This is a genomic window from Paenibacillus rigui, assembly GCF_002234615.1.
Lineage (GTDB): Bacteria > Bacillota > Bacilli > Paenibacillales > NBRC-103111 > Paenibacillus_S > Paenibacillus_S rigui.
In genome coordinates, this window is sequence record NZ_NMQW01000017.1 from 148,800 (window position 1) to 169,276 (window position 20,477).

General features: G+C 47.1%; 25 protein-coding genes and 1 tRNA gene. 8 read left to right on the plus strand and 18 right to left on the minus strand.

The annotated features are described in order from the left end of the window. The first annotated feature begins 268 nt into the window (after positions 1-268). From CF651_RS11895 to CF651_RS11905, 3 genes are all read left to right on the plus strand, one after another. On the plus strand, positions 269-910 hold the full coding sequence (locus tag CF651_RS11895) for a DUF1054 domain-containing protein (RefSeq protein WP_094015078.1): 642 nt from the start codon (positions 269-271) through the stop codon (positions 908-910). A 124-nt stretch (positions 911-1,034) separates the two neighbouring features. Continuing rightward, positions 1,035-1,796, plus strand: a complete 762-nt coding sequence (locus tag CF651_RS11900) for a DUF2680 domain-containing protein (protein ID WP_094015079.1) — start codon at positions 1,035-1,037, stop codon at positions 1,794-1,796. Positions 1,797-1,974: 178 nt separating this feature from the next. Beyond that, complete coding sequence (locus tag CF651_RS11905) at positions 1,975-2,886, plus strand: S-layer homology domain-containing protein (protein WP_094015080.1); 912 nt, start codon at positions 1,975-1,977, stop codon at positions 2,884-2,886. 131 nt (positions 2,887-3,017) lie between these two features. On the opposite strand, the gene CF651_RS11910 is transcribed toward CF651_RS11905, so the two are convergent. Next, positions 3,018-4,190, minus strand: coding sequence for an MFS transporter (locus CF651_RS11910; RefSeq protein WP_094015081.1), 1,173 nt, complete (start codon positions 4,188-4,190; stop codon positions 3,018-3,020). 267 nt (positions 4,191-4,457) lie between these two features. Between CF651_RS11910 and CF651_RS11915 the strand changes: the two genes are divergently transcribed. Continuing rightward, complete coding sequence (locus tag CF651_RS11915) at positions 4,458-5,927, plus strand: aminotransferase class I/II-fold pyridoxal phosphate-dependent enzyme (RefSeq protein WP_483869981.1); 1,470 nt, start codon at positions 4,458-4,460, stop codon at positions 5,925-5,927. 88 nt (positions 5,928-6,015) lie between these two features. Here the strand turns inward: CF651_RS11915 and CF651_RS11920 are convergent, their stop codons facing one another. Further along, positions 6,016-6,846, minus strand: coding sequence for a Cof-type HAD-IIB family hydrolase (locus CF651_RS11920; protein WP_094015083.1), 831 nt, complete (start codon positions 6,844-6,846; stop codon positions 6,016-6,018). Between the two features lie 164 nt (positions 6,847-7,010). On the opposite strand from CF651_RS11920, the gene CF651_RS11925 reads away from it, so the two are divergent. Beyond that, positions 7,011-7,430, plus strand: coding sequence for a DUF1885 family protein (locus CF651_RS11925; protein ID WP_094015084.1), 420 nt, complete (start codon positions 7,011-7,013; stop codon positions 7,428-7,430). 143 nt (positions 7,431-7,573) lie between these two features. Here the strand turns inward: CF651_RS11925 and CF651_RS11930 are convergent, their stop codons facing one another. Together CF651_RS11930 and CF651_RS11935 are read right to left on the minus strand one after the other, a co-directional pair. Then, the gene (locus CF651_RS11930) at positions 7,574-7,873 is read right to left on the minus strand and encodes a DUF1292 domain-containing protein (RefSeq protein ID WP_094015085.1); all 300 of its coding nucleotides are present in this window, start codon (positions 7,871-7,873) and stop codon (positions 7,574-7,576) included. A 103-nt stretch (positions 7,874-7,976) separates the two neighbouring features. Then, entirely contained in the window at positions 7,977-8,600 is a 624-nt protein-coding gene (locus CF651_RS11935) for a stalk domain-containing protein (RefSeq protein WP_094015086.1), read from the minus strand. A gap of 350 nt (positions 8,601-8,950) precedes the next feature. Here CF651_RS11935 and CF651_RS11940 point away from each other — a divergent pair, with 350 nt between their 5' ends. Beyond that, positions 8,951-9,694 carry an MBL fold metallo-hydrolase gene (locus CF651_RS11940; RefSeq protein WP_094015381.1) on the plus strand — a complete coding sequence of 248 codons (744 nt, stop codon included), beginning with the start codon at positions 8,951-8,953 and terminating at the stop codon, positions 9,692-9,694. Positions 9,695-9,783: 89 nt separating this feature from the next. Here CF651_RS11940 and CF651_RS11945 read toward each other — a convergent pair whose 3' ends face one another. After that, on the minus strand, positions 9,784-10,008 hold the full coding sequence (locus CF651_RS11945) for a DUF3892 domain-containing protein (protein ID WP_094015087.1): 225 nt from the start codon (positions 10,006-10,008) through the stop codon (positions 9,784-9,786). A 211-nt stretch (positions 10,009-10,219) separates the two neighbouring features. Between CF651_RS11945 and CF651_RS11950 the strand changes: the two genes are divergently transcribed. Beyond that, a complete protein-coding gene (locus tag CF651_RS11950; protein ID WP_094015088.1) occupies positions 10,220-11,872 on the plus strand; it encodes a sensor histidine kinase in 1,653 nt (550 codons plus the stop codon). Positions 11,873-11,940: 68 nt separating this feature from the next. Here CF651_RS11950 and CF651_RS11955 read toward each other — a convergent pair whose 3' ends face one another. The 5 genes from CF651_RS11955 to CF651_RS11975 form a co-directional block, all read right to left on the minus strand. After that, the gene (locus CF651_RS11955) at positions 11,941-12,402 is read right to left on the minus strand and encodes a divergent PAP2 family protein (protein WP_179232780.1); all 462 of its coding nucleotides are present in this window, start codon (positions 12,400-12,402) and stop codon (positions 11,941-11,943) included. 72 nt (positions 12,403-12,474) lie between these two features. Next, a complete protein-coding gene (locus CF651_RS11960; protein ID WP_144029047.1) occupies positions 12,475-14,073 on the minus strand; it encodes a stalk domain-containing protein in 1,599 nt (532 codons plus the stop codon). Positions 14,074-14,229: 156 nt separating this feature from the next. Then, on the minus strand, positions 14,230-14,523 hold the full coding sequence (locus CF651_RS11965) for a DUF1811 family protein (RefSeq protein ID WP_094015090.1): 294 nt from the start codon (positions 14,521-14,523) through the stop codon (positions 14,230-14,232). Position 14,524: 1 nt separating this feature from the next. After that, positions 14,525-15,529, minus strand: coding sequence for a phosphotransferase (locus CF651_RS11970; protein WP_245855872.1), 1,005 nt, complete (start codon positions 15,527-15,529; stop codon positions 14,525-14,527). A 32-nt stretch (positions 15,530-15,561) separates the two neighbouring features. Then, a complete protein-coding gene (locus CF651_RS11975) occupies positions 15,562-16,506 on the minus strand; it encodes a hypothetical protein (RefSeq protein ID WP_245855843.1) in 945 nt (314 codons plus the stop codon). 198 nt (positions 16,507-16,704) lie between these two features. Between CF651_RS11975 and CF651_RS11980 the strand changes: the two genes are divergently transcribed. Continuing rightward, a tRNA-Val gene (locus tag CF651_RS11980) sits at positions 16,705-16,776 on the plus strand. Positions 16,777-17,150: 374 nt separating this feature from the next. On the opposite strand, the gene CF651_RS11990 is transcribed toward CF651_RS11980, so the two are convergent. The 8 genes from CF651_RS11990 to CF651_RS12025 form a co-directional block, all read right to left on the minus strand. Then, positions 17,151-17,402 (minus strand): YolD-like family protein, encoded by a 252-nt coding sequence (locus CF651_RS11990; protein WP_094015093.1) that lies wholly within the window; start codon positions 17,400-17,402, stop codon positions 17,151-17,153. 148 nt (positions 17,403-17,550) lie between these two features. Then, on the minus strand, positions 17,551-17,826 hold the full coding sequence (locus CF651_RS11995) for a hypothetical protein (RefSeq protein WP_094015094.1): 276 nt from the start codon (positions 17,824-17,826) through the stop codon (positions 17,551-17,553). A gap of 56 nt (positions 17,827-17,882) precedes the next feature. Beyond that, positions 17,883-18,212, minus strand: a complete 330-nt coding sequence (locus tag CF651_RS12000) for an antibiotic biosynthesis monooxygenase family protein (protein WP_094015095.1) — start codon at positions 18,210-18,212, stop codon at positions 17,883-17,885. A 199-nt stretch (positions 18,213-18,411) separates the two neighbouring features. Next, the gene (locus CF651_RS12005; protein ID WP_094015096.1) at positions 18,412-18,696 is read right to left on the minus strand and encodes a hypothetical protein; all 285 of its coding nucleotides are present in this window, start codon (positions 18,694-18,696) and stop codon (positions 18,412-18,414) included. Between the two features lie 72 nt (positions 18,697-18,768). Then, positions 18,769-19,035 carry a hypothetical protein gene (locus tag CF651_RS12010; protein WP_094015097.1) on the minus strand — a complete coding sequence of 89 codons (267 nt, stop codon included), beginning with the start codon at positions 19,033-19,035 and terminating at the stop codon, positions 18,769-18,771. 192 nt (positions 19,036-19,227) lie between these two features. Next, the gene (locus CF651_RS12015) at positions 19,228-19,602 is read right to left on the minus strand and encodes a hypothetical protein (protein WP_094015098.1); all 375 of its coding nucleotides are present in this window, start codon (positions 19,600-19,602) and stop codon (positions 19,228-19,230) included. A 78-nt stretch (positions 19,603-19,680) separates the two neighbouring features. Then, a complete protein-coding gene (locus CF651_RS12020) occupies positions 19,681-20,040 on the minus strand; it encodes a hypothetical protein (RefSeq protein WP_094015099.1) in 360 nt (119 codons plus the stop codon). 137 nt (positions 20,041-20,177) lie between these two features. Further along, the gene (locus tag CF651_RS12025) at positions 20,178-20,384 is read right to left on the minus strand and encodes a hypothetical protein (RefSeq protein WP_094015383.1); all 207 of its coding nucleotides are present in this window, start codon (positions 20,382-20,384) and stop codon (positions 20,178-20,180) included. Positions 20,385-20,477: the final 93 nt, after the last annotated feature.

The window sequence follows — 20,477 nt, forward strand, 5'->3', positions numbered from 1 at the left end:
TCTTTATGCTTTTACTTTGTGTACAGGTCCCCCTTCTCATTCGTTAGCCATTTGCACCTTGTATACCTTTATCCTAATGACTTTCACAGGTTACAACAATGGAATCCCTTTCTTCTTACTTGTGTTTTTTTTAGGTCAGCTTGGGGCCGTCGACAAAATCCGATATCCCGTTCGCCTCAACAGACTGCAATATGATATAGTAACCATATCCGGTTAACCATTTTTTCACACTATACCTTACTTCATAGATCGGTAGGAGGATCTCACTGTGACTGCAACTTTTCAAGGCTTTACCCAAGCTGATTTCGATGTATTTACCATTCCAGGTCTGGAAGGACGCATGGAAGGCATTCAATCCCGCATCCAGCCCAAATTCAAAGCGATCGGTGAGACACTGGTTCAAGAAGCGGCTGTCCTTTCAGGGTCCGAGATGCATCTCCATATTGCCAAGCATGCCCGGCGAACCGTCAATGCACCCGTCGATACATGGATGGCCGTTTGCCATAACAAGCGCGGCTACAAGCAGTATCCCCATTTCCAGGTAGGATTGTTCGAGGATCGCGTTTTCATTTGGCTTGCACTGATCTATGAGCTTCCGAACAAGCAAATCATCGCCCAGAAGTTTCTTGACCGTCTCGATGAAATCAAGGCGATACTGCCCAGCCAATACATGCTTTCATTCGATCATATGAAAAAGGACGCGGAAACACTGCGTGAACTAACGGACGCGGAGCTGGAAGCCGCCCTTGTCCGATTCCGCGATGTGAAGAAGGCGGAGCTGCTGATCGGTTTGCAGCTCATGTCGGATAACCCGGTTGTTGCGGACGGCGACGCTTTTATGAAGCTTACCGAGCAGGCCGTCCAAACCTTGATGCCTTTGTATCAAATAGCGATGAACGCGGTACACTAGTCCGGGCGCACCTTCACAAAAATTTAGGTTATCTTCAGCTTCTATTTAGATTTCGATAAGCATTCCTGTCTATGCTATAGTTGGTTACATATCCCATAACAAATGTGAGAGGTGGACATGCGAAATGAAACCTTTTTCCAGTAAAAAAGCAATCGTGACCAGCTTGGCTCTCGCGCTACTGCTTGGCGGAGGGGTACTTTACACGACGAATCAACGGGCACAAGCCGAGACCACCGATACAACCGCGGTGCAGCAAGCCGAAGGAACGCAGGCTCATGACAAGCAGTCGAAGCACAACAAGGGCGACGGGCAGGCCAAGCCGTTCGTCAAAGACGGAAATGGCCGGATGAGTGCGCAGTCCAGCTTAACGGAAGAGGCCGCTGCCGTTCTTGGTATCGATAAGGATACTTTAGCTGCCGCCATGAAAGACAAGTCATTGGTCGAAATAGCCAAAGAGAAGGGCGTCAGCGAAGCTGATCTGATCGCCAAGCTTCAAGTGGAGCGCAGCAAGAAGATCGATGAGGCCGTACAGGCTGGCAAGCTGAAAAAAGAGCAAGCGGACAAAATCAAAGCGAATATGGAGAGCCATCTGAAATTTATGGTAAACCATAAAGGCTTTGGCGAGTTCCACAGAGGAAAGGGCCACGGGATGAACAAAGGCATACCTGCGCCTGACAAGCTTGCCGCCCTGCTGAACCTGACGGAGGATCAGCTCCAGACTCAGCTTAAAGCAGGCAAATCTTTGACCGAGATCGCTCAGGCTCAAGGGATTAGCAAAGACCAATTGATTACGAAGATCAAGGATGAGATGACCCCATGGATCGAGAAAATGGTCGATCATAAACGCGGAGATGACTCGTCTTTGAACAATGCGAAGAACCCGTAACTGTCCCCGGCTGTGCCAGCATATGTAACCAGAGGAACCGCTTCTTCCTATCGGAGGAGCGGTTTTTTCTTCGTCTTTTTGCGTCGAATCCTGCTTTAAAAAATGTAATATTTTTCACACTTCTGTCATGGTTTTCATATATAATTAGGTTTATCCTCGATTGTAAAGGCGGTGCCCCATGCGGCTCAAATCGAACCTTCGTCGCGTCTCCCTGCTTTTCCTGGGCTTGGCTGCTATGAGCGGAGGCGCAGTGTTATATGATCATATGAAGAAACCGGATATCATTCAAGCCGCAGCTATTCAAGACCCGGAAACTGGCGCAGCCGTTTATGAGCAGCACTGCTTGTCGTGCCATGCCGCCGAAGGCCAGGGTGCCGGCAAATATCCTTCGCTTGTCAGCGCGCAGTTTAACAAAAAGTTCCCGACCTATGACAAGGCCTACGACTTCATCAGCACCCGGATGCCGCAAAATGCGCCCGGGACGTTAACCGAGGCAGAATATAAGGCTGTAAGCGAATATATTATGGCTCTGAACGGATCCGCAACGGAATTTAATGATATCCAAGGATACTGGGCACAAAATGAAATTAAAGAGCTTTTCGACAAAAAATATATCGACGGCTACAAAAACAAGCCGGAAGGCACCCTATCGTTCAAGCCGAATCAAAATATTACCCGTGCCGAGTTTGTCCGTTATTTCGTAAAATCCAAGGAGCTGTTCTTATCCAACAACACCGTGTCCGAATTCACGGATCTAAATGACATCGGCAAGGATAATCTAACCTATATTATTACGGCCGTAGAATACGGACTCATTAACGGATACCCTGACGGCACCTTCCGACCTAAGGCTACCATTACGAGGGCGGAGATTGCCGCCATTCTGTCTCGCAGCGAGATCCTCAAGCCCATGGACGGCACGGCCTTTACGGATGTCACCGGCGATTACTGGGCCAACGATGCGATTCGCGCAGTTCAGCAGGCCGGACTGTTCAACGGCTATGAAGATGGAAGCTTCCGCCCCGATCAAAAAATGACGCGCGGTGAAGCCGTGGCCGTGATATACAGGCTCATTCACCCCTCAGAATAAACAGCAAAGCCGCCGGTCTCATCCCCTATGGAATGAACCGACGGCTTTCTTATTCGAGGGAGTGTTGAGTGCTAAGTGCTGAGTGTTCCCTCCGAACGGCGCTATGTTTCCTGAAACAACAAACGAACAAGCTAGCTTGCCAGAGGCTGGGAGTCCTTGTTGTCCATTGCGACAAATCGGTACAGCAGGTATAAAGCCGCCAACGAAAGCACGGCACCGATATAAAACGGCAGCTGCATGCTGTACTGATAAATACCCGCTCCCAGTAGCGGGCCTGTGATTCTTCCCAGACTGTCCATAGAGGAGCTCAAGCCTGAAGCAACACCTTGTCCCACCTTCGTTTTCTGAGTAATCAAGGAAGTCACACAAGGACGGATCAGCGCATTCCCTGCGGCGAACACTGACAGGTAGATTGAAGCCGTAGTCAGATTGGTAGAAAACAAGATCAGTACAAAGCCAATGGCTGACAGCACCAGCCCGATGCCGATCACTTTGGTCTCATCGCCCCGTTTAATAAATCTCCGGACGACGCCCCCCTGAATGAGGGCCCCTACCACTCCGCTAATGGCGAACATAATACCGAGCTGGAGTGAGGTTGCACTGATCTGAACTTTTTCAAACAAGAGCAGCGTGGCTTCCAAACCCGCTAATGTAAACGACACGAAAAACGAAAGCACATACAAATATTTGACGGAACCGACAAAAGCAGACCATCGTGATGGCTTGGCTTCCTGCGGCTTCCGTCGTTTCTCTTCACTCAGCGATTCCGGCAGCATCAGGAAGGCAAATACGAATGTGCCCAGCGCAATAACCGAGGATGTAAAGAAAGGCACCTTGTAGCCCCATTGACTCAATATACCGCCTACGGCCGGGCCGAAGATGAAGCCAAGACCGATGGACATACCTACAAGGCCCATCCCCTTAGTCCGGTTTTCTTCCGTTGTAATATCGGCTACATAAGCTACTGCACAGGCGGTTGCTGCGCCGGAGAACAAGCCTCCCAAAATACGCGACACATACATCAGCACCAAGTTATCGCCCGCAATGCCGAACAAGAAGAAGCTGACGCTAAAGCCTAACGTACCGATCATAATTAACGGTCTCCGGCCAACCCGGTCGGAAATGCCCCCCCAAATCGGAGACATCAGAAACGAAGCCAACGAATAGACCGAGAGCAGCATCCCCAGATGAAAGCTGCTGGCGCCAGACCCTGTTATTGCATCGGGAAGCACGGGAATAATAATACCAAAGCCGATAAATATCGTCATCAGCAGTACCGCAATGATGGCCAGCTGTTTTTTCATAGTACGTTCAAAGCCCCCCAATAATATGTATATTCCTATCCTAACATAACTTATTTCTCCATGGAAATCATCGTCTGAAGATTAACAAAATCGACAAAACCGTGTACAATTCCCGCCCTCTTCTCCCCCTTCATGACCGATATGCGGCATTCTCCTGAAAATTTACAAAGGTTTTATAAAAACCGCTTGCATCCTTGTCCAATAATGGGTAGCATAGTAAGAGTTTGATTGAAACTAATTTCACTCTTCAGAAAGGTAGGGATGACAGTGGATCATCATCGCACTCCCTTGTTCTCTGCATTAAAGCAGCACGCAGAGCGCAACCCCATTCAGTTTCATATTCCAGGCCACAAAAAAGGAGTCGGGATGGACCCGGAGTTCCGCGAATTTATCGGAGACAATGCACTGTCCATCGACCTTATTAATATAGCACCGCTTGATGACCTGCACCAACCGACCGGCGTCATCGAGGAAGCACAGCAGCTCGCTGCAGACGCTTTCGGCGCAGACCACACCTTCTTTTCCGTCCAAGGGACGAGCGGCGCCATCATGACAATGATTTTGACCGTCTGCTCCGAAGGGGACAAAATTATTGTGCCGCGTAACGTACATAAGTCCGTTATGGCCGCCATTATTTTTGCAGGAGCCAAGCCCGTGTTCGTCTCGCCGGTACGTGACGAAAATCTCGGAATCGACCACGGCATTACGACCCGCTCGGTGAAAAGAGCTTTGGAAAGACATCCTGACGCTAAGGCTGTACTTGTCATCAATCCGACATACTACGGCGTCTGCGCCGATTTGAAAGAAATCGTTGATCTTGTGCACAGCTACAACATGCCCGTGCTTGTCGACGAGGCTCATGGCGTACTCATTCATTTCAGCGATAAGCTGCCTGTCTCCGCAATGGAAGCGGGAGCGGATATGGCGGCAACGAGTGTCCACAAGCTGGGCGGCTCGATGACACAAAGCTCTGTTTTGAACGTAAGAGAGGGACGGATCAATGCCCGCCGCGTCAAGACCATTATCAGTATGCTGACGACCACGTCCACATCCTATATTTTGTTAGCTTCCCTGGATACGTCACGCCGTCACTTGGCATTGAATGGGGCACGGATGGCGGAGCAAGCTATCGAACTGGCCCAGCATGCCCGCGAGGTCATTAATGAAATACCCGGACTGAGCTGCTTTGGCGAGGAAATTCTCGGCACTGAGGCCACCTATGCCCATGACCCGACGAAGGTCAACATCCATGTCCGTCACTTGGGGATCACCGGGTACGATGCGGAAAACTGGCTGCGCGAGCATTACAATATCGAGGTCGAGCTAAGCGACATGTACAATATTCTTTGTCTGGTCACCCCTGGGGACACCAAGGAAAATATCGACACGCTGCTTAATGCGCTTCGTGAGCTGTCCAGCCAAAACTATAACGTGAGACCGGCTACGGAGCTTGTGATTAAGGTTCCAAAAATCCCGCAGCTTACGTTGACTCCTCGCGACGCTTTTTATGGCGATACCGAGATTATTCCGTTCAAGGAATCCGCAGACCGGATCATTGCTGAATTTATATATGTTTACCCGCCAGGTATCCCAATCCTGCTGCCTGGTGAAGTCATTTCACAGGATTTGATCGACTACATCACAGAGCATGTGGAAGTTGGTTTGCCTGTCAAAGGACCTGAAGACCGCAGCATTGAGAATGTAAAAGTTATCGTAGAAACCCAGGCTATTTTCTAAACTTTCTTATCCAAGCCATAGACCAAGAACCTCCTCCCACAAACATACAAGTTTGCAGGAGGAGGTTCTTTTGGATTATACTCAGCCTTTATGATTTGGCCTCGGCCGCTTCCCGCTCCAGCCATCCGATAACATCCGCAAGCGCATGCTCGTTATGATGGCAGCAGGTTCGATTCGATGCCTCCAAGAGGGTTTCATGCGCGTTCGCTACCGCGATGCCAATGCCTGCCCGCTTGATCATCTCCAGATCGTTCAAATGATCGCCCATGGCGATGCATTTGGACTTCTCGATTCCTACCAGCTCCATCAGGTGCTCCAGCGCATGTCCTTTTGTCGCCCCATCCGGTAAAATTTCCAAATATTTATCATCGGAACGCACCCAGGTCAGCTGCGATTCATGCTCGAAGACATAGGCTTGAACCTCGTCCAATCTGGCAGGCTCCCATGCTGTAAGCACCTTGAACCAAGGCTCCGTCAGCTCTTCTATATTTTGCGTAAGCGGCCTTGTGAAATGCTCCATCCTCCGATGATGATCCGTCATGCTGTTTTCCCGGAGAAAATATGGCTCCTCCCCGCTGTACACTTCCACTCCAAGCTCGGGGAATCGCTCCATAACACGCTTGAGCGCCGATTTTACCTCAGCCTTGTTCAAGGTACGCTGCCACACCGGCTTACCGGTTGTAAAATCATGAATGATCGCACCATTATATATGATGGCCGGCGCCCCTAGAGGCAGCGTATCAGCAAACCGTTTTACCGAGGAAGCGATTCGGCCCGTAGCAAGAGTAAAAAGTCCTCCTTGTGCTACGAATCTCTCGATGGCGCTGCGGTTCTCATCACTGATTTGTTTGCTGCTGTTCAGCAGCGTCCCGTCCATATCGGTCACAAGCATATAACCTGCTAATCTTTTATTACTCATTAGAATCAACCTCTCTCCACTTCTTTTTTCTATGGATTCTTCATTAGGCGATAGGTTACCAGTTCGTCCTTATTGTCAATCCGGATTCATAATGCTATGATGTTCATGGAATCATTTCGCTTTCAATGAAAACCTTTCCAGTCCATAATAGGCAGGTGTCTACCATGGCGCAAAGCGCATATATTAAGTTTGTAGAGGGCTCTACCGTATCCGCGTTATCCTTGGATGAACTCAAGCAACAGCTGCTCCATTATAAAGAACAGTTGGCGCTAACGGGCAAGCAGCTTGGTTGGGAATACGATGATGCCGGCTTCCCCTACACGATCGAGAATAAACCGGAAGCAGAAGGCAAATGGTTTTATTTGAAAGGTACGAATCCGCTGTACAAATATATCGTAATGGGTACCGGCACCAGCAAGGATGGAGAATCGGAGAAACATTACATCCAAGTCGTACTGCCCGAAGACAGCACCCACGGCGACAAGGCCAAAGGCAATGAATTTTGCAAGTACTTAGCCAAGCTTTGGAAAACGGAGCTGCACTTGTTTAATGGACGCATTATGTATTTTAATCCTAGAAAATAATTCGGCTTGCCAAGGATAAACGGCTTCGCCACCTTTTATGATGGCACGCGTTTGTCATGGTAGATGGAAGTTGTAAAACTTATACTTTCTTAGCTGTGAACGAAAAACCCTTCTTAATTTAAGAAGGGTTTTTATCGTCACGCCTATTCTTTTTCCTGTTCTTCTACAATTTGATTGTAGATTTGAACGACGCGGTCCCACTCTTCTTCATCCTCGATACTCGCCAGAAAAGCGTCCTCGTCTTCTTCCTCAATGCGGAAAATGACTCCGTCCGCCTCTGGGTCGTTACGATCCAAAAGTACTGCATATGGCTGGTCGTTCGCTTCGAAAGTATAAACCATAACCATTTCGTGTTCTACGCCATCTTTATCGGTTACAATGAAAATATCATCGTCGTGGTCGTGGTCATGATCACAATCTGGTCCGTGAACGTGATCGCTCATGGGAAAACCTCATTTCATTATGTAATGTTCATCCCTTGTATACTAACACGTTTCATGGTTTCGGGTCAATGCAGCTTAGGCCTTAAGCCGCGTCTTTCCGAAATTACTCGGAGACGATAACCTTCTTGGATACGACGGTATAATCCCCGTTCTCATCAAGCTTGATGGAGAAGGTAATCGTATACTCCCCTGCTTCATTGAAGGCTACACTAAAGGGCCACGGATACCAGAAGTTTTCCTTTTGACCATTTACAATTTTTTCGTGAGGCGCCACAGCTTGTTCGCCACTAGGCGTTTCAATCGCAATTTTGAACGAGTAAAAAGGCGTCTTCAGGCTGTCCACCTGTGCAAAAACGGCAAAATCAATCTTCTTGCCTTTAGGAACTCTCCCAAAAGGAGATTTGATCGAATAGTCGTCATTCACCTTCTCTGCAACAAACATATGTACATTCGGCTTGTAGATCGAAACGGTCTTCGAATTGTTATCCCAACGAACCAGCGATTGCAGGGACTCGGACAACACGCGTACAGGGAAAACGGTATTGCCTTTAATTAAAAATGCAGGTGCATCGCCGTCGGCGACTTGCTTCTCCACATCATTGATTACCATCTTAATCTTGCTGAATCCTTCATAGTCGCCCCACATTGAGCTGGCAAGTGTCCCCGCAGTTCCAAACAGCGAAAGAGAGAGCACCAGTGTTAGTACCCGTAGCCGTGGCACTTTCATTTCTGCAACCTCCATTATGTCTTGTTCTTAGTCTTCTGTTACCTTATACTCCATCGGCTGCGAAGAGTTGCGCTCGTTTCTTCAAAAAAACAAAAAAAATAATAAACTCAAACTAGATATAGTTATAAAAATGAATCCGTTCTACATATTCATACAAAATGTGCCAAATAACTTTGACGATCCCCTGCCTAAATCCTACTATTCCGGCATGCTTTGGACTCCCCTCCATCGCGTGTTTCTTCTTAAATGAATTTACCTGAACCTGTAAATATGACTTGAAAAAAATGTCTCAAGCATGATAGATTTATTATGACATAAAGCGTCAGCGGAACCAGGAGTGGAGGATTGTGGTGAGTCTGCAAATCCAAATGATCGGCACAGGGAGTGCTTTTTCAAAAAAATATTATAACAATAATGCACTGGTATACAGCAACGGGTTCAAGCTATTGGTAGATTGCGGATCAACCGCCCCCCGGGCGCTGCATGAGCTAAAAGTACCGATGGATGATATCGATGGAATCCTCATTACGCATATTCATGCCGATCATGTCGGCGGCCTGGAGGAATTTGCCTTCCGATTCAAATACACCTACCAGAAGCAAATCAAGCTTTTCGTTCCGGCGCCGCTTTTGGACAGTCTATGGAATCATAGCCTTCGCGGTGGTTTAGAGAATCCGTCAGAGGGTCTTCATGGCTTGAACGATTATTTTCAAGTCATTGCTCTTCGTGATACGACACCTATCCAACTCTTTCCCGGATTGCGAGTTCAATTAATAGCGACAGTGCACATTCCTGGGAAGCCTAGTTTTGCTCTGCTATTTAACGATAAGGTATTCTACAGCTCCGATACGGTATTCGATTATTCGCTGCTGGTTCGTCTATACGAAACACGGCAATGCGAGTACTTTTTGCATGATTGTCAGCTGACATCACCAGGTTTAGTTCATGCCAGCCTGGATGATTTGCTGACCTTGCCTGAGTCTGTTCAGCAGCAGCTTCTCCTGATGCACTACGACGATACTAAAGACAGCTATATGGGCAGAACAGGAAACATGAACTTTATTGAGCAGCACAGGCTGTATGATTTCCCATAAAAAAACCTGACCTCCGAAGGGGGTCAGGTTTTTATGCATAAAAACAACATGAGGTTCTCTTCACTATGCCTTCCCTGCTGCCAGATGGATTAGAACATCGGTAAATTATCCAGATTATTGGTCGGATCACCATCGGCGTCACCACGGATGTAAGAATCTCCATCTTTCCCTTTGAAAACGTTTACTCCCTGAATGCTGCCGCTTTGTACCTCTTGTAGGGCTTGATCGTATTGAAGCACACGACCGCTGGACGTTTTGAAAGCCATAATATCACCGTCGCCATTTTTCTGTACTGCAATGAAGCTTTCGCGCATAGGATTTCCTCCTTACACACTGGTTTGTTTTTAGTTCTTCCCTGCCGTCTTATAAGTGAGACCGTCTACGAATGTATTTTTAGAACCTAAAGAAGATTTTATACATGCTGCCTTTAAATTCCAAGCGGCCTAGCAGGAATTGGTTTGATTTTAGAGAATTCCATTTATTCGATACCTTTCATTCCTATTATGTGATAAGGAGTATGAAAGCATGAGCTATAACTGGGTTTTATTCGTATACACGTCCGTTATTTGCACTTCTTCCATTTACTTTGCCAAAACCCCGACCCCGCTGCTGCTCATATGGACCGGAATCATTTACATAGGGCTTCATTTTATGGATAGGCGCAACAAAGCCAATACCGCTTATACTATTTTTCAAATTATTACGCTCGTCATCTTTCACAAATTAAGCGTTATGGACTGGTGCCTGCCTCTTTATCTCGCACAAATGGGCAAGCAGTTTTATAGAATCCAGACCCCTGCGAGAGCAACAACAATAAGTTTACTTTACATTACCCTGTATGCATTGGTCGCCTTCACGCATATTGAGATTCGATCCTATGAGGTATTTACCTTGCTGTTCAGCTCTATCAGCTGCTTCATTCTAGCCATTCTGTACTACCGTTATATTCACGTGATACTGAATCAGACTCAATTACTGGATAATGAAAAGCAGCATCTTAGCACCCATGACGCGCTGACAGGACTATATAACTATGAAGAATGTCACCGCCAGCTGGAGCATCTGGTCAACGCCAGACGCCCGATCGTACTGGTTCTGATGGATTGTAAAGATTTGAAATCGCACAACACGGCGAACGGCTTTAACGGAGTCAATCGGATTCTGAAGCAGGCCGGACAGCTGCTAAGAATTATGTTCCCTGAGGCCCTCTTCATTTGCCGTTATGGCGGTGATGAATTTGCCATTGTCCTGGAGACGCAGGAAGTAGAACAAACCAAAAGCAGCATTTCCTTATTGCTGGCTTCCGAATTTCCTAAGCTGACCGGTATCGAAATCAACTATGGCCTTGCATTCTACCCTACTGATGGCTATACCAAGGATGACTTGATCTCGAATGCGGAGAATACCTTGTATAATATGAAGCGAGAATCGTGGTTAAAGCGGGAGGAGCACATGCTGCGTTCCGAAAAGCTGCGAGTCGTAGGGGAGTTAGCCTCCGGCATGGCACATGAAATCAGGAATCCTCTGACGACGATCAAAGGCTTCCTGCAATTGTCCAAAGCCGATAACTTCAACATTCGCCCATGGTATGACCTGATTATGGACGAAATCAAGCGAATGAGCATGCTGACCGCGGAATTTTTACAGTTTTCGAAGCCGCATGCGACTCAGTTCAAGGTTCATTCCATTCAAGATTGCATTCACAGAGTTATTTCCTTGTTGGATTCCGAATCAGCGCGGCTGGGTCACTATATTGAATTTCAGAATACAGCCCAGCCGATATTTATGCTGATGGATCAAGATAAGATGCTGCAGCTGCTGCTCAATTTGATCAAAAATGCTTTTGAGGCTATGCAGGATCAAGGCTATGTTCGGATCAAGCTGATGTATTCCGAAAAGCATGCCATAATCGAAGTATCGGATACAGGCAAGGGCATTCCGGAATCAGAGCTGGACCAAATCTTCCTTCCTTTCTATACGACGAAGGATTCGGGTACGGGCCTTGGACTGTCGATATGTCATAAGATTGTACAAGACCACGAAGGAACGATGGAAGTGGAAAGCGAGCTGGGCAAAGGAACAAAATTCATTATTACGGTGCCGACTGCTTCCCAAGATACGCCCCCAAGGGTAGTTCCTAATGAAAAAAGCGCCGCAGATAGACACGTATCCATTTAGCGGCATTCAAAGCAAAAGAAGCACGGCTGAGACCCGCAAGGATCCTCGCCGCGCTTCTTTTTTCTTTTCTAAGCCTTTGACTCCAATGCATAGCTCAAAGCCCCCGTGCATATGCCTAACATGGCTCCGGCAAGCACCTCTTCGGGGAGATGGCCCAATCGTTCCTCAAGCTGTTTTCTTTTCCTCTCGTGAACCAGTTCGGGATGCTGCTCCGCGAGCCAGACAATCGTATTTTCAAGTTCATTGACCTCGGTGGCAATATTGCCCGCCTGTCTGCGAATCCCCATCGCGTCGTACATAACAATCAAGCTCAAAATGCTGGCTATCGCAAAATGGACCGAAGAAACCCCTTTTTTAAAGCCGACATACGAAGCTAATGCCGCTACGCCGGCTGAATGGGAGCTTGGCATGCCCCCTGTCTTCAGCATGTCGATCCAGTTCCATCTCCCTGTTTCGGCATACCGGACAGGCACCTTCACAACTTGTGCAAGACCAATTGTTGTCAACGCCGTGATAAAGGCTCGATTCATGCAATCACCTCTGTCTTATGATCCTTAGACCTTTCGTTTTCTATTCGCCTGCAGGTCCTAGGAATCGTTTCCCTATAATGCCTCCAACAGCAGCGCACTATCCGGTTCATTCCACTGAATGGACACATCAAATAGCTGACCTACATCCTGCACTGAAATAGCGGGCTCACCGTCCATGCTTTGTATTTTCCGCTGAGTTGGCTTGGCTGTACCATCAACTATCACCTGATCCTGATTCACTTGAACCTGGACCTCATGCTGATGAAACCGTACCGTAGCCGATTGCGCCGCTGGCTTCGGGGCTTCGGATTCCTCCGTTTCATTCAATACCCTCACAGGTATGTATAGTACACCGTTTTGATCATCATGCCTCCGAACCGCTGTGATGGGTTTTCCGTTGATAAACAGTTGTACCAAAGGCCAATGGTTCATCCCTTCCTTTTGCAGGAGGCTTGGAAGACGTTGGCGTTCGAAAGGAAAAGGGATCGGTTTCAGCCGCTGCTCGTCATCGTTGTATTCAAACCAGTTGGCATGGAGCGGCGTATACATGAACTGCTTGCCCTGCGGGTCCAGCGCCCAGATTTGAAGCTGTGCATAAAAGGAATGCAGCTCCTCCTTCATGGGCTTTAGATCCAGCGTAGCCTCCACAGCTCCTCTACCGGTTGTCACGACTCCTCCCCCTAGTTTAGCCGGGATCCCTCCCTGATTGCTAAATCCTATAAGCTGAATTCCATATTGAATTTCTTGTTCCTCATGAACAGCCACCGAGGAGAACTGAAAACGGAACCTTCTTGAAACTTCGTCTACTGCATCAGTTCCCTCCGCAGCTTCTTCGGATATTTGTTCCTCCACCAAGTGTTCCCACTGAAGCAGCCTGGGGACGCGGAGTGATTCTTTTGCCTCCAACCCAGCCGCCTCTTCCCAGTATTTCCTGAGAGCAGGAATCGTTTCCGCCATAGGGATATAATCATTCTCCTGACGCAAAAAATAGGCAACTTCTTTGGGACTGACAGGTGGAGGGTAAATCCCGACGCCGAATAACAGCACATAATCCTCAGCCATAATTTCATCAGGCTCCCACTTATGGGAATAAGGCAGCTTGCTGTCCTGCCAACGGACCGGGTAACCGCCCAGCTGTCTTATTTGCGACCATTGATTTGACTCCATCAGCTCATCGGGGTAAATCCCTTCCTTCTGGTGAAGCCAGTAATATGTAAAATGGTGCCCATATTCATGAATGAAGATGCGTTCCACCGGAACGGCTTCTACCTCAAATACACGAATGGTACGGGTAGTTTTATCGTAATGACCTACTCGGGAACCGCTTTTCCCTGTACTTTTTTCAGGTGAAAGGATCACCTTTTTCAAATCCGAAAGCTCTACTCCATGGCCGCAACCGAGCAGCGTGCTGTATAATCCCTTCAGCCGCTCCTCGCCCCACATGCTGCTATAGCTTTCAAATTGAATTCCCTCTGGGCTGAGATACATAGCAATCGGAGCCCCTCCTCCTGCCTGGCTGTCCAAGGTCAGCAGCCCTAGCCAGCACGTCAGCACCAGAAAAATCAGCATTCCGGCTCTTCGCTTCATAACCGGACTACGGAATCCAATTATTGGGCTTAAACCCGTCTCCAGCCTGACTAGAAACCTTTTTCTAAAGGTTATTCCTCTCATCGCAGCGGCTCCTCAGCAATAGGTTGTTAGCGCTTACAAACATAAGCCCATATTACCATAAAATAGCATTCCACCGTGTTAAATTTTTATAAAGATGAGCAGACCTAAAAAAGCGCCCCGCTTCTTGAAGAGCGGAACGCCGTCTTGTATGCCATTCTAAATTCTCGTAAGCATGGATAACGGAAAGCTGGCTTCCTTATCGTTGCCCTGAATCCCCCAACCCATAATCCCATTGATGTATTGAAGCTCTAACGGTTCATCGAAGCCCTCCACCTTGTATGTTCCCGGCGGAAAATCCGCTGAATTCAAAGTATAGGCCTTGGCCGTATAATATTTGCGTTCGAGCTGCTCTTTCTGGCTTGGAAACTCCACTTTCCCAATCGACTCCAAAATTTCAATCATCTCCGCTTCCAGCTCCGCAAGAGACATTTGACTGTATAGCTTCTTCATTTCAATTCAACTCCATTTCTGCTCTGCAAAGCCCGACCAGCTGGACTTTATGGCTTTCCAGCCATGCATGTACTTCTGCAAAGCTGGCAAGAAACGCCTCCGGCTTGTTCACCTGATCGCCAATAGCCCAATGTCTCCCCAAAAAATGAATACATAACACCAGGCTTCGCAATAAAACAAGCTGCGGCAGCGCCTCAATTTCACTGTTGCTCAAGCTTGCTGTCGTGCTGTATCCCTGTACGAAAGCTTCAATCAGTTCCCAATGCTGACGATGATGGCGAACAAGCTCACTTATAAAAACCGCTGCTTCCATTACACGCAAGTCCGATGTCACGAACTCAAAATCCAGTATGCCAGAAATCCGGCCTCCGTCACTTAACACATTCCCGCCAACAAGATCGGAATGAACCAATTGAAACGGCAGCTGCAAAAGCCGTGGCATGTTATGCTCCAATTGTTGAATTGCCTCACGGAGCAGCTCCGCTTCCCGCGCTTGATTGCCTTCCAGCAATGAATCGATCCATTCGTTTAATTTATCCGGTGTAACAAGCGGATGCACCGCATACAGCTCGTAATACGGCTCATATGCCGTTTCCGCCTGAACACGAACCTGAGCCAGCGACGTCACCAATTCTCCTGCCGCCCTACCGATCTGATAGACGTGAGACGCCTTTGCCAAGTCTGCCCGCTCACCTTCGATATAACGGAACAGCACGGCAATTTTGCCTGGGGATACCCTGCCGTAGAGCTCTCCATCTAACGTTGGTACGGGCTCAGGAACTTGAAAGGAGAGCTGATGGGATTTAAGCTGCTCCAATACAGCCAGCTCGAATTTCACTTTATCCACGTCGGCATGATTATCATATATTCGAAGCACATAAGTGCTTCCGTTATGGGTTACAAAAAGAGTAGTGTTATTTACTCCGCTTTCCTTGCATGCGATGCTCAAATGACTGTCCCCAAAATATTGCCGCAGCAGCTCATTCAGCTGAGGACTTTGCTCCATGTTCAATAACCTTGCCTCCTACTTTCGGTGCTTTAGCCGCGAGGGCTTGCAGAAAATCCCGCTGTAATATACTGCTTCTCCGGGCTTTGCAGCCATACCCAGCATTTGAACATTTGTGTGGAGGGGCTCAGTTGGTCGTGGAAATCTTTGAGTCCCAACACAGCCGCTTCCATCCCGTACTGTCCGAACGCCCGGAATAAATACCGGATGCGCTCGTCTTCCGTTTGCAATCCATACAGCCCGTCAAGCAACGCTTGGTTGCTCGAATCCAATCGAATCATATCCGACCACATGATCACTCGCCCATCCGGCTTCAGCAAAGACAGGAGCAGTCGGTTATAGTCCGTGACCAAGCTGTTACGCAAGGCAGACAACGCGTCGATAATTTGACGGATGTCCTGCTCCGCATATTGGGAAGCATAGCCTGCAAACTGGGTCAATGCATGGATATAGAACAACTGCGTATGCACTGAAGAGGAAATAACCAGCGAAAAGCTTTTTTTCCATTGAGGCAGTACATCATTGCGCTTCGCACGAAATGCACTCTCTCTTATAAAAGCAGCCATCTCCGCCGCAGGAGCTTGATTCAGAAGCATTTCTTCCCACGTTTCATAGAACTGGATCTGGTCCAGCCCCGTATAATCAATATTAGTAAACGATTTAATTCGACCGGACGCGAGGCCTCCGCTTTGCCCGATGACTTCTTCAATCACATTGTCTTCCGTATCCATTACGGTTACCTCGGTAAAGTGCTCCGTTAGGCCGGGAAGATCCACATCACCGTGAGTTCCCGCCCCCAACACGATAACTTGGTCTTTTACTTTCAAAAGACCGATGCTGTGCTCTATCAGCTGCCGTATATGAAATCGATGGGTCCCCCACTCTTTGTCACCCCAATCGATTGACGAATGTTGAATATGCTCCTGCTCGGCTTGCTGCATATGTAATGGTTGAAAAGAACGTTGAAATTCCCTCATGTTGAGCCCTCTTTCCACAGATAAGTTATGCTAGTATTATAACATAGGGATTTGCTCGTTCGCTCTTGAAACTTTGCACCGGAGGTCGACAGATCATCTTAAATTACATGTTAAAATTTTTTTGAGATAAAATGTTGACAACCTTCAAATACCTTGGTATATTATTACTTGTCGCTAAAACAAACGACAACTTCATACGACTTGTTAGCTCAGCGGGAGAGCACTATCTTGACAGGGTAGGGGTCGCTGGTTCGAACCCAGCACAGGTCATACAGAAACAAAAAAAGCCTAAGTAATTAGGCTTTTTTTGTTTTATAAAGAAAAAATCCCCTGCAGGGGATTTAGAAAAGCAGAGCAATTGCCAATAAATCAAATAATGCAAGGGTTATAATGGGGTTAAAGCCGAACCCAAGCATTGAAGTTCTTGCTCGCCCGCAGGAAGTATCTATACAGACATGAGTTGAATCAACTTTGACAATCGTGCCTACGTAGATCTTACCGTTAGTGGTCCGAATTCGAACATTTCTATTCTTATACCGCTTGCACAAACAATACATGCTCATGGAATCTCACATCCTTTCACTTCATCTATTAATAGATTATGAGAAAAGGACAAGAATGTGAGGGCAGCAGTATGCTATTTTTCAATCTCTGGGATAATCGACTTTCATAATATCCATGAAAGGAACCTTGACGGTCTCCCCGTCCCTAACAATATGTACCTTGCCTGTACGCGAGTCCATCGTGGTAATCAGACCGCGAACCGGCTCCTCCCATCCCCACACCGTCAGCACGATCTCGGCCTTCTCCTGTTTGGCCTCCACCAGTTGATTTCCGAGCTCCTCCAGAACAAATTCATCCCGGGTCGGACGTTTGGCCACCTTCTGCTTTGCCATCTCCATATCCCCTTAGTTACTTTGTATTCATATCAGATTTGGATTAAAGCTGTATATGTTTACTTATCTTAACACTTTCGCTATTCGGGGAACACCCCCAAAGTAAAGAGAAGGGTCCAGGAATATCCCGGCCCTTCTCAAAGTGATGCTACTGCTGTTGACTGGAAGAACTATCCGCATTGGATTCTGAGTCTGAATTCGAATCGGAGCCTGATCTCGACGACCTCGATTGTGCGCCTGATCCGTCAACGGCAGACTGCAGCTCCTCAAGCTGCTGTGAATTTTGTTCCACCTGCTGTTGAATTTGCTCCAGCTGTTGAACATGGACCTCCTGAGCCAATTGCTCTGTTGCTTGGGTAACCTGCTGTACCTGCTCGGCTGTTTCCTGTATTTTTTGCTCCAGCTGCTTATCCTCCTGTGCCATGCGCAACACACCTCCTTGAGAGTTAACCCTCTAAGGATTTGTCAGATTCTGTTTATTTATTCCCCAAAAAAGCGATCCCGCTCCACCTTTGCAATCCTCAGTCCAAATGACTTATACCAGGTGCTTTTCCCCTTTTCTTGCGCTATCCGATGCAGGGCATGTTCCTTCCAGCCTTGAATCGCTTCCGGTGAGTCCCAGTAGGAGACGGTTATTCCAACTCCATTCTCATCCCGTACACTCTCCACTCCCAAAAATCCTTGCTGCTGCGAGGCCAGCTCGCCCATCAAATCCGCCATCTTCCCGTACCCTTCTTCCCCTTCGGTTCTTAACGAAGTAAAGATAACGGCATAGTACGGCGGCTGCGGAGTTTTGGCTATTTCACTCATCTAAAACTTCACTCCAATTTCATTTTATTTTAAGGTTTTTTTCAGCCATTTTTAATAACTGCCTCCTATAATAAGAGATGTTGATCCCACATTCAACATATATCACGTAATCCCTGCCGTCGCTGCCATCGACGCGACAGGGATTTTTTCTGTAAAAAAACACAGACTCCTTGGAATCTGTGTCTTCACCACCACAAGTTTACATTTCTTTGGCCTTCTGAATTTCATCCTCCATAAACGCCTTCTGATATACTTTAAACAATCGGAAATAGTTTGTGGAGCTGCGAATATGAGAAATGATTCTGCAAATTTTCCCCATATAATTGCTATCCTCTATTTTCGATGCGATACGAAACACCGTATTCAGGCTCCCGATCGCTTGATCTCTGCTAATAATGCCTGTTTCTAAATTTTTAATCGTAGATTCAATCTCTTCATTCATAAACCATTTGATTTGTACACGAAAGTTGTGATGATTCCTCAAAATAACAATCTCCTCCTAGGATGGTTGATCCGTTATCCGGTTATATAAGAAGTACTCAACAGACGTTCACTCTTATCCGCATCGAATATCCCGCGACTGCATGCTCATGAATTCGAGCTGCGGATCATGAACGACATGCACCTCTTCATCCTGGGGCTCTCTTGAATCATTCCAAAAGCATTGAACATGTGTATATTGTGCATCTACACCGTTAAACATGGTGCAGCCGCGGCAGTAGTTGGACACTTGCTCTTCGCCGAGTTGTACAATTTTGTTCCGCAAGCAGCAATATACATTTCCATTCTTGTTTGCATAATTCAGATGGTTTACATATGACATTCGCATCTCCCTATTCTTGTTGGTTTTCTTTTTTTATTGGTAGTACGTTGGATTATATACTAATCCCTTTAAAAAGATGCTCGAAATTTAGGGATCGTTTTGAAATATTTTTCAATTTTTTCGATGAAAAAGAAAATAAGCTGTCGAGAGCTCGTCCCGCAGCTTATTTCGAATGATTATTTTCAATTTCACCTAGTAATTGGCTTCATTTTCATAGCCTTCATGTTGGTAGTCCGGATGCTTCAGCTTCTCCATGATCCCCATTCGTTCTATATGCTTCTGCGTATCAGGGGTGCCCAGCTTGTACAATAAAGAGTATAAGTTCACCATTCGCTCATTGTGCTGCTCGGTTGCGGCATCATGGTCCGAAGACTTATACGGCACAGGCGCTCTCGCGAACGTCTTCTCCATGTCCGTTGTATAGGCCTCCAGCAGTTCCCTTAATATGGCGATTTCGTCTTCTCTCGCTTCAACTACAAACTCATAGGCATAATTCGCTTGATCCGCCAGCGTTTTATTATCCTCAATCGTTGCAGACGCTACAGATACGTAATAAATATTTTTCATCTGTCTTCGCCTCCATTTCAGATAGGTTACCGTTCATTAACCGGAAGGCGTATTTCTGAAACAGGGCTTGCTAACAGATTACAGCTTTGAAATGGATTTGTATAAATAAAAATGCAGCCGTTCGTCAATTAAGTTCATATGTTCCTCTCCGATGTGTTGAGGCAATTCTTCATAGGTCACCGAATCCCCTTCGATTTCCCGATTTACTTTCAGCTCATAGGTCCCGTAATTGTAAGTGGCTCTGGTTACGATAAACGTCGCATCCGGCTTAATGAATACTTCTTTCGTATTGCCCTCGCCTAAGGTAACAACCGTGATGTAGCAGCACTTCACCTTCAATCGAGGGTCCGTTACCTTCAAATTCAACGGATTGCCTTCCACCAGCGGGTAAGAAAACGGCGTGTTCATGAGAGCCTTTTTCAATGTTCTTTCGTCCATAGCTCATGCTCCTTCGATGTATTGAATGAGAGTTCCCATATGCAGGCCGGAACACTTGCTTCCAATTTTATCATATTCAGGCTCAATTGGGCACAACAAAAAAAAAGGTCCGCGCAGAACGGACCCCCGGTTATTCATTAAACATAGGCTTTGCCTTTCGTTAAAATGCAAGGAACCCCCTTGCCGACGGCACCCGGCTGTGACATCTTTTCGAGGTAGCGCAAGCCGCGTTCACACTTCCTGCACCGGCTGCACACATCAGAGGTGACGATTTTCATATTGAATTTGTTTTTATCCATACTGGACGGCGGTGTGCTTTTTTTCTTAACCTTTTTGCCACTCATAGTTTTCACCTCAACACTTAAGTTGATGTATACTATGTAGCCCAGAGGCAACGCGTACCGCTCCTCCCAAGGTTCTGCCTGTCCCGTAAGCAA

What these genes read in the sequence shown, in the direction of transcription:
- CF651_RS12000 (WP_094015095.1), bottom strand. Translation starts at nt 18,212, where the DNA reads ATGAGTGAAATAGCCAAAACTCCGCAGCCGCCGTACTATGCCGTTATC.
- CF651_RS11975 (WP_245855843.1), bottom strand. Translation starts at nt 16,506, where the DNA reads ATGAGGGAATTTCAACGTTCTTTTCAACCATTACATATGCAGCAAGCC.
- CF651_RS11900 (WP_094015079.1), top strand. Translation starts at nt 1,035, where the DNA reads ATGAAACCTTTTTCCAGTAAAAAAGCAATCGTGACCAGCTTGGCTCTC.
- CF651_RS12020 (WP_094015099.1), bottom strand. Translation starts at nt 20,040, where the DNA reads ATGGACGAAAGAACATTGAAAAAGGCTCTCATGAACACGCCGTTTTCT.
- CF651_RS11960 (WP_144029047.1), bottom strand. Translation starts at nt 14,073, where the DNA reads ATGAGAGGAATAACCTTTAGAAAAAGGTTTCTAGTCAGGCTGGAGACG.
- CF651_RS12015 (WP_094015098.1), bottom strand. Translation starts at nt 19,602, where the DNA reads ATGAAAAATATTTATTACGTATCTGTAGCGTCTGCAACGATTGAGGAT.
- CF651_RS11950 (WP_094015088.1), top strand. Translation starts at nt 10,220, where the DNA reads ATGAGCTATAACTGGGTTTTATTCGTATACACGTCCGTTATTTGCACT.
- CF651_RS11920 (WP_094015083.1), bottom strand. Translation starts at nt 6,846, where the DNA reads ATGAGTAATAAAAGATTAGCAGGTTATATGCTTGTGACCGATATGGAC.
- CF651_RS11965 (WP_094015090.1), bottom strand. Translation starts at nt 14,523, where the DNA reads ATGAAGAAGCTATACAGTCAAATGTCTCTTGCGGAGCTGGAAGCGGAG.
- CF651_RS11930 (WP_094015085.1), bottom strand. Translation starts at nt 7,873, where the DNA reads ATGAGCGATCACGTTCACGGACCAGATTGTGATCATGACCACGACCAC.
- CF651_RS12010 (WP_094015097.1), bottom strand. Translation starts at nt 19,035, where the DNA reads ATGTCATATGTAAACCATCTGAATTATGCAAACAAGAATGGAAATGTA.
- CF651_RS11995 (WP_094015094.1), bottom strand. Translation starts at nt 17,826, where the DNA reads ATGGCACAGGAGGATAAGCAGCTGGAGCAAAAAATACAGGAAACAGCC.
- CF651_RS11910 (WP_094015081.1), bottom strand. Translation starts at nt 4,190, where the DNA reads ATGAAAAAACAGCTGGCCATCATTGCGGTACTGCTGATGACGATATTT.
- CF651_RS11945 (WP_094015087.1), bottom strand. Translation starts at nt 10,008, where the DNA reads ATGCGCGAAAGCTTCATTGCAGTACAGAAAAATGGCGACGGTGATATT.
- CF651_RS11970 (WP_245855872.1), bottom strand. Translation starts at nt 15,529, where the DNA reads ATGGAGCAAAGTCCTCAGCTGAATGAGCTGCTGCGGCAATATTTTGGG.
- CF651_RS11925 (WP_094015084.1), top strand. Translation starts at nt 7,011, where the DNA reads ATGGCGCAAAGCGCATATATTAAGTTTGTAGAGGGCTCTACCGTATCC.
- CF651_RS11935 (WP_094015086.1), bottom strand. Translation starts at nt 8,600, where the DNA reads ATGAAAGTGCCACGGCTACGGGTACTAACACTGGTGCTCTCTCTTTCG.
- CF651_RS11955 (WP_179232780.1), bottom strand. Translation starts at nt 12,402, where the DNA reads ATGAATCGAGCCTTTATCACGGCGTTGACAACAATTGGTCTTGCACAA.
- CF651_RS11990 (WP_094015093.1), bottom strand. Translation starts at nt 17,402, where the DNA reads ATGGCAAAGCAGAAGGTGGCCAAACGTCCGACCCGGGATGAATTTGTT.
- CF651_RS12025 (WP_094015383.1), bottom strand. Translation starts at nt 20,384, where the DNA reads ATGAGTGGCAAAAAGGTTAAGAAAAAAAGCACACCGCCGTCCAGTATG.
- CF651_RS11905 (WP_094015080.1), top strand. Translation starts at nt 1,975, where the DNA reads ATGCGGCTCAAATCGAACCTTCGTCGCGTCTCCCTGCTTTTCCTGGGC.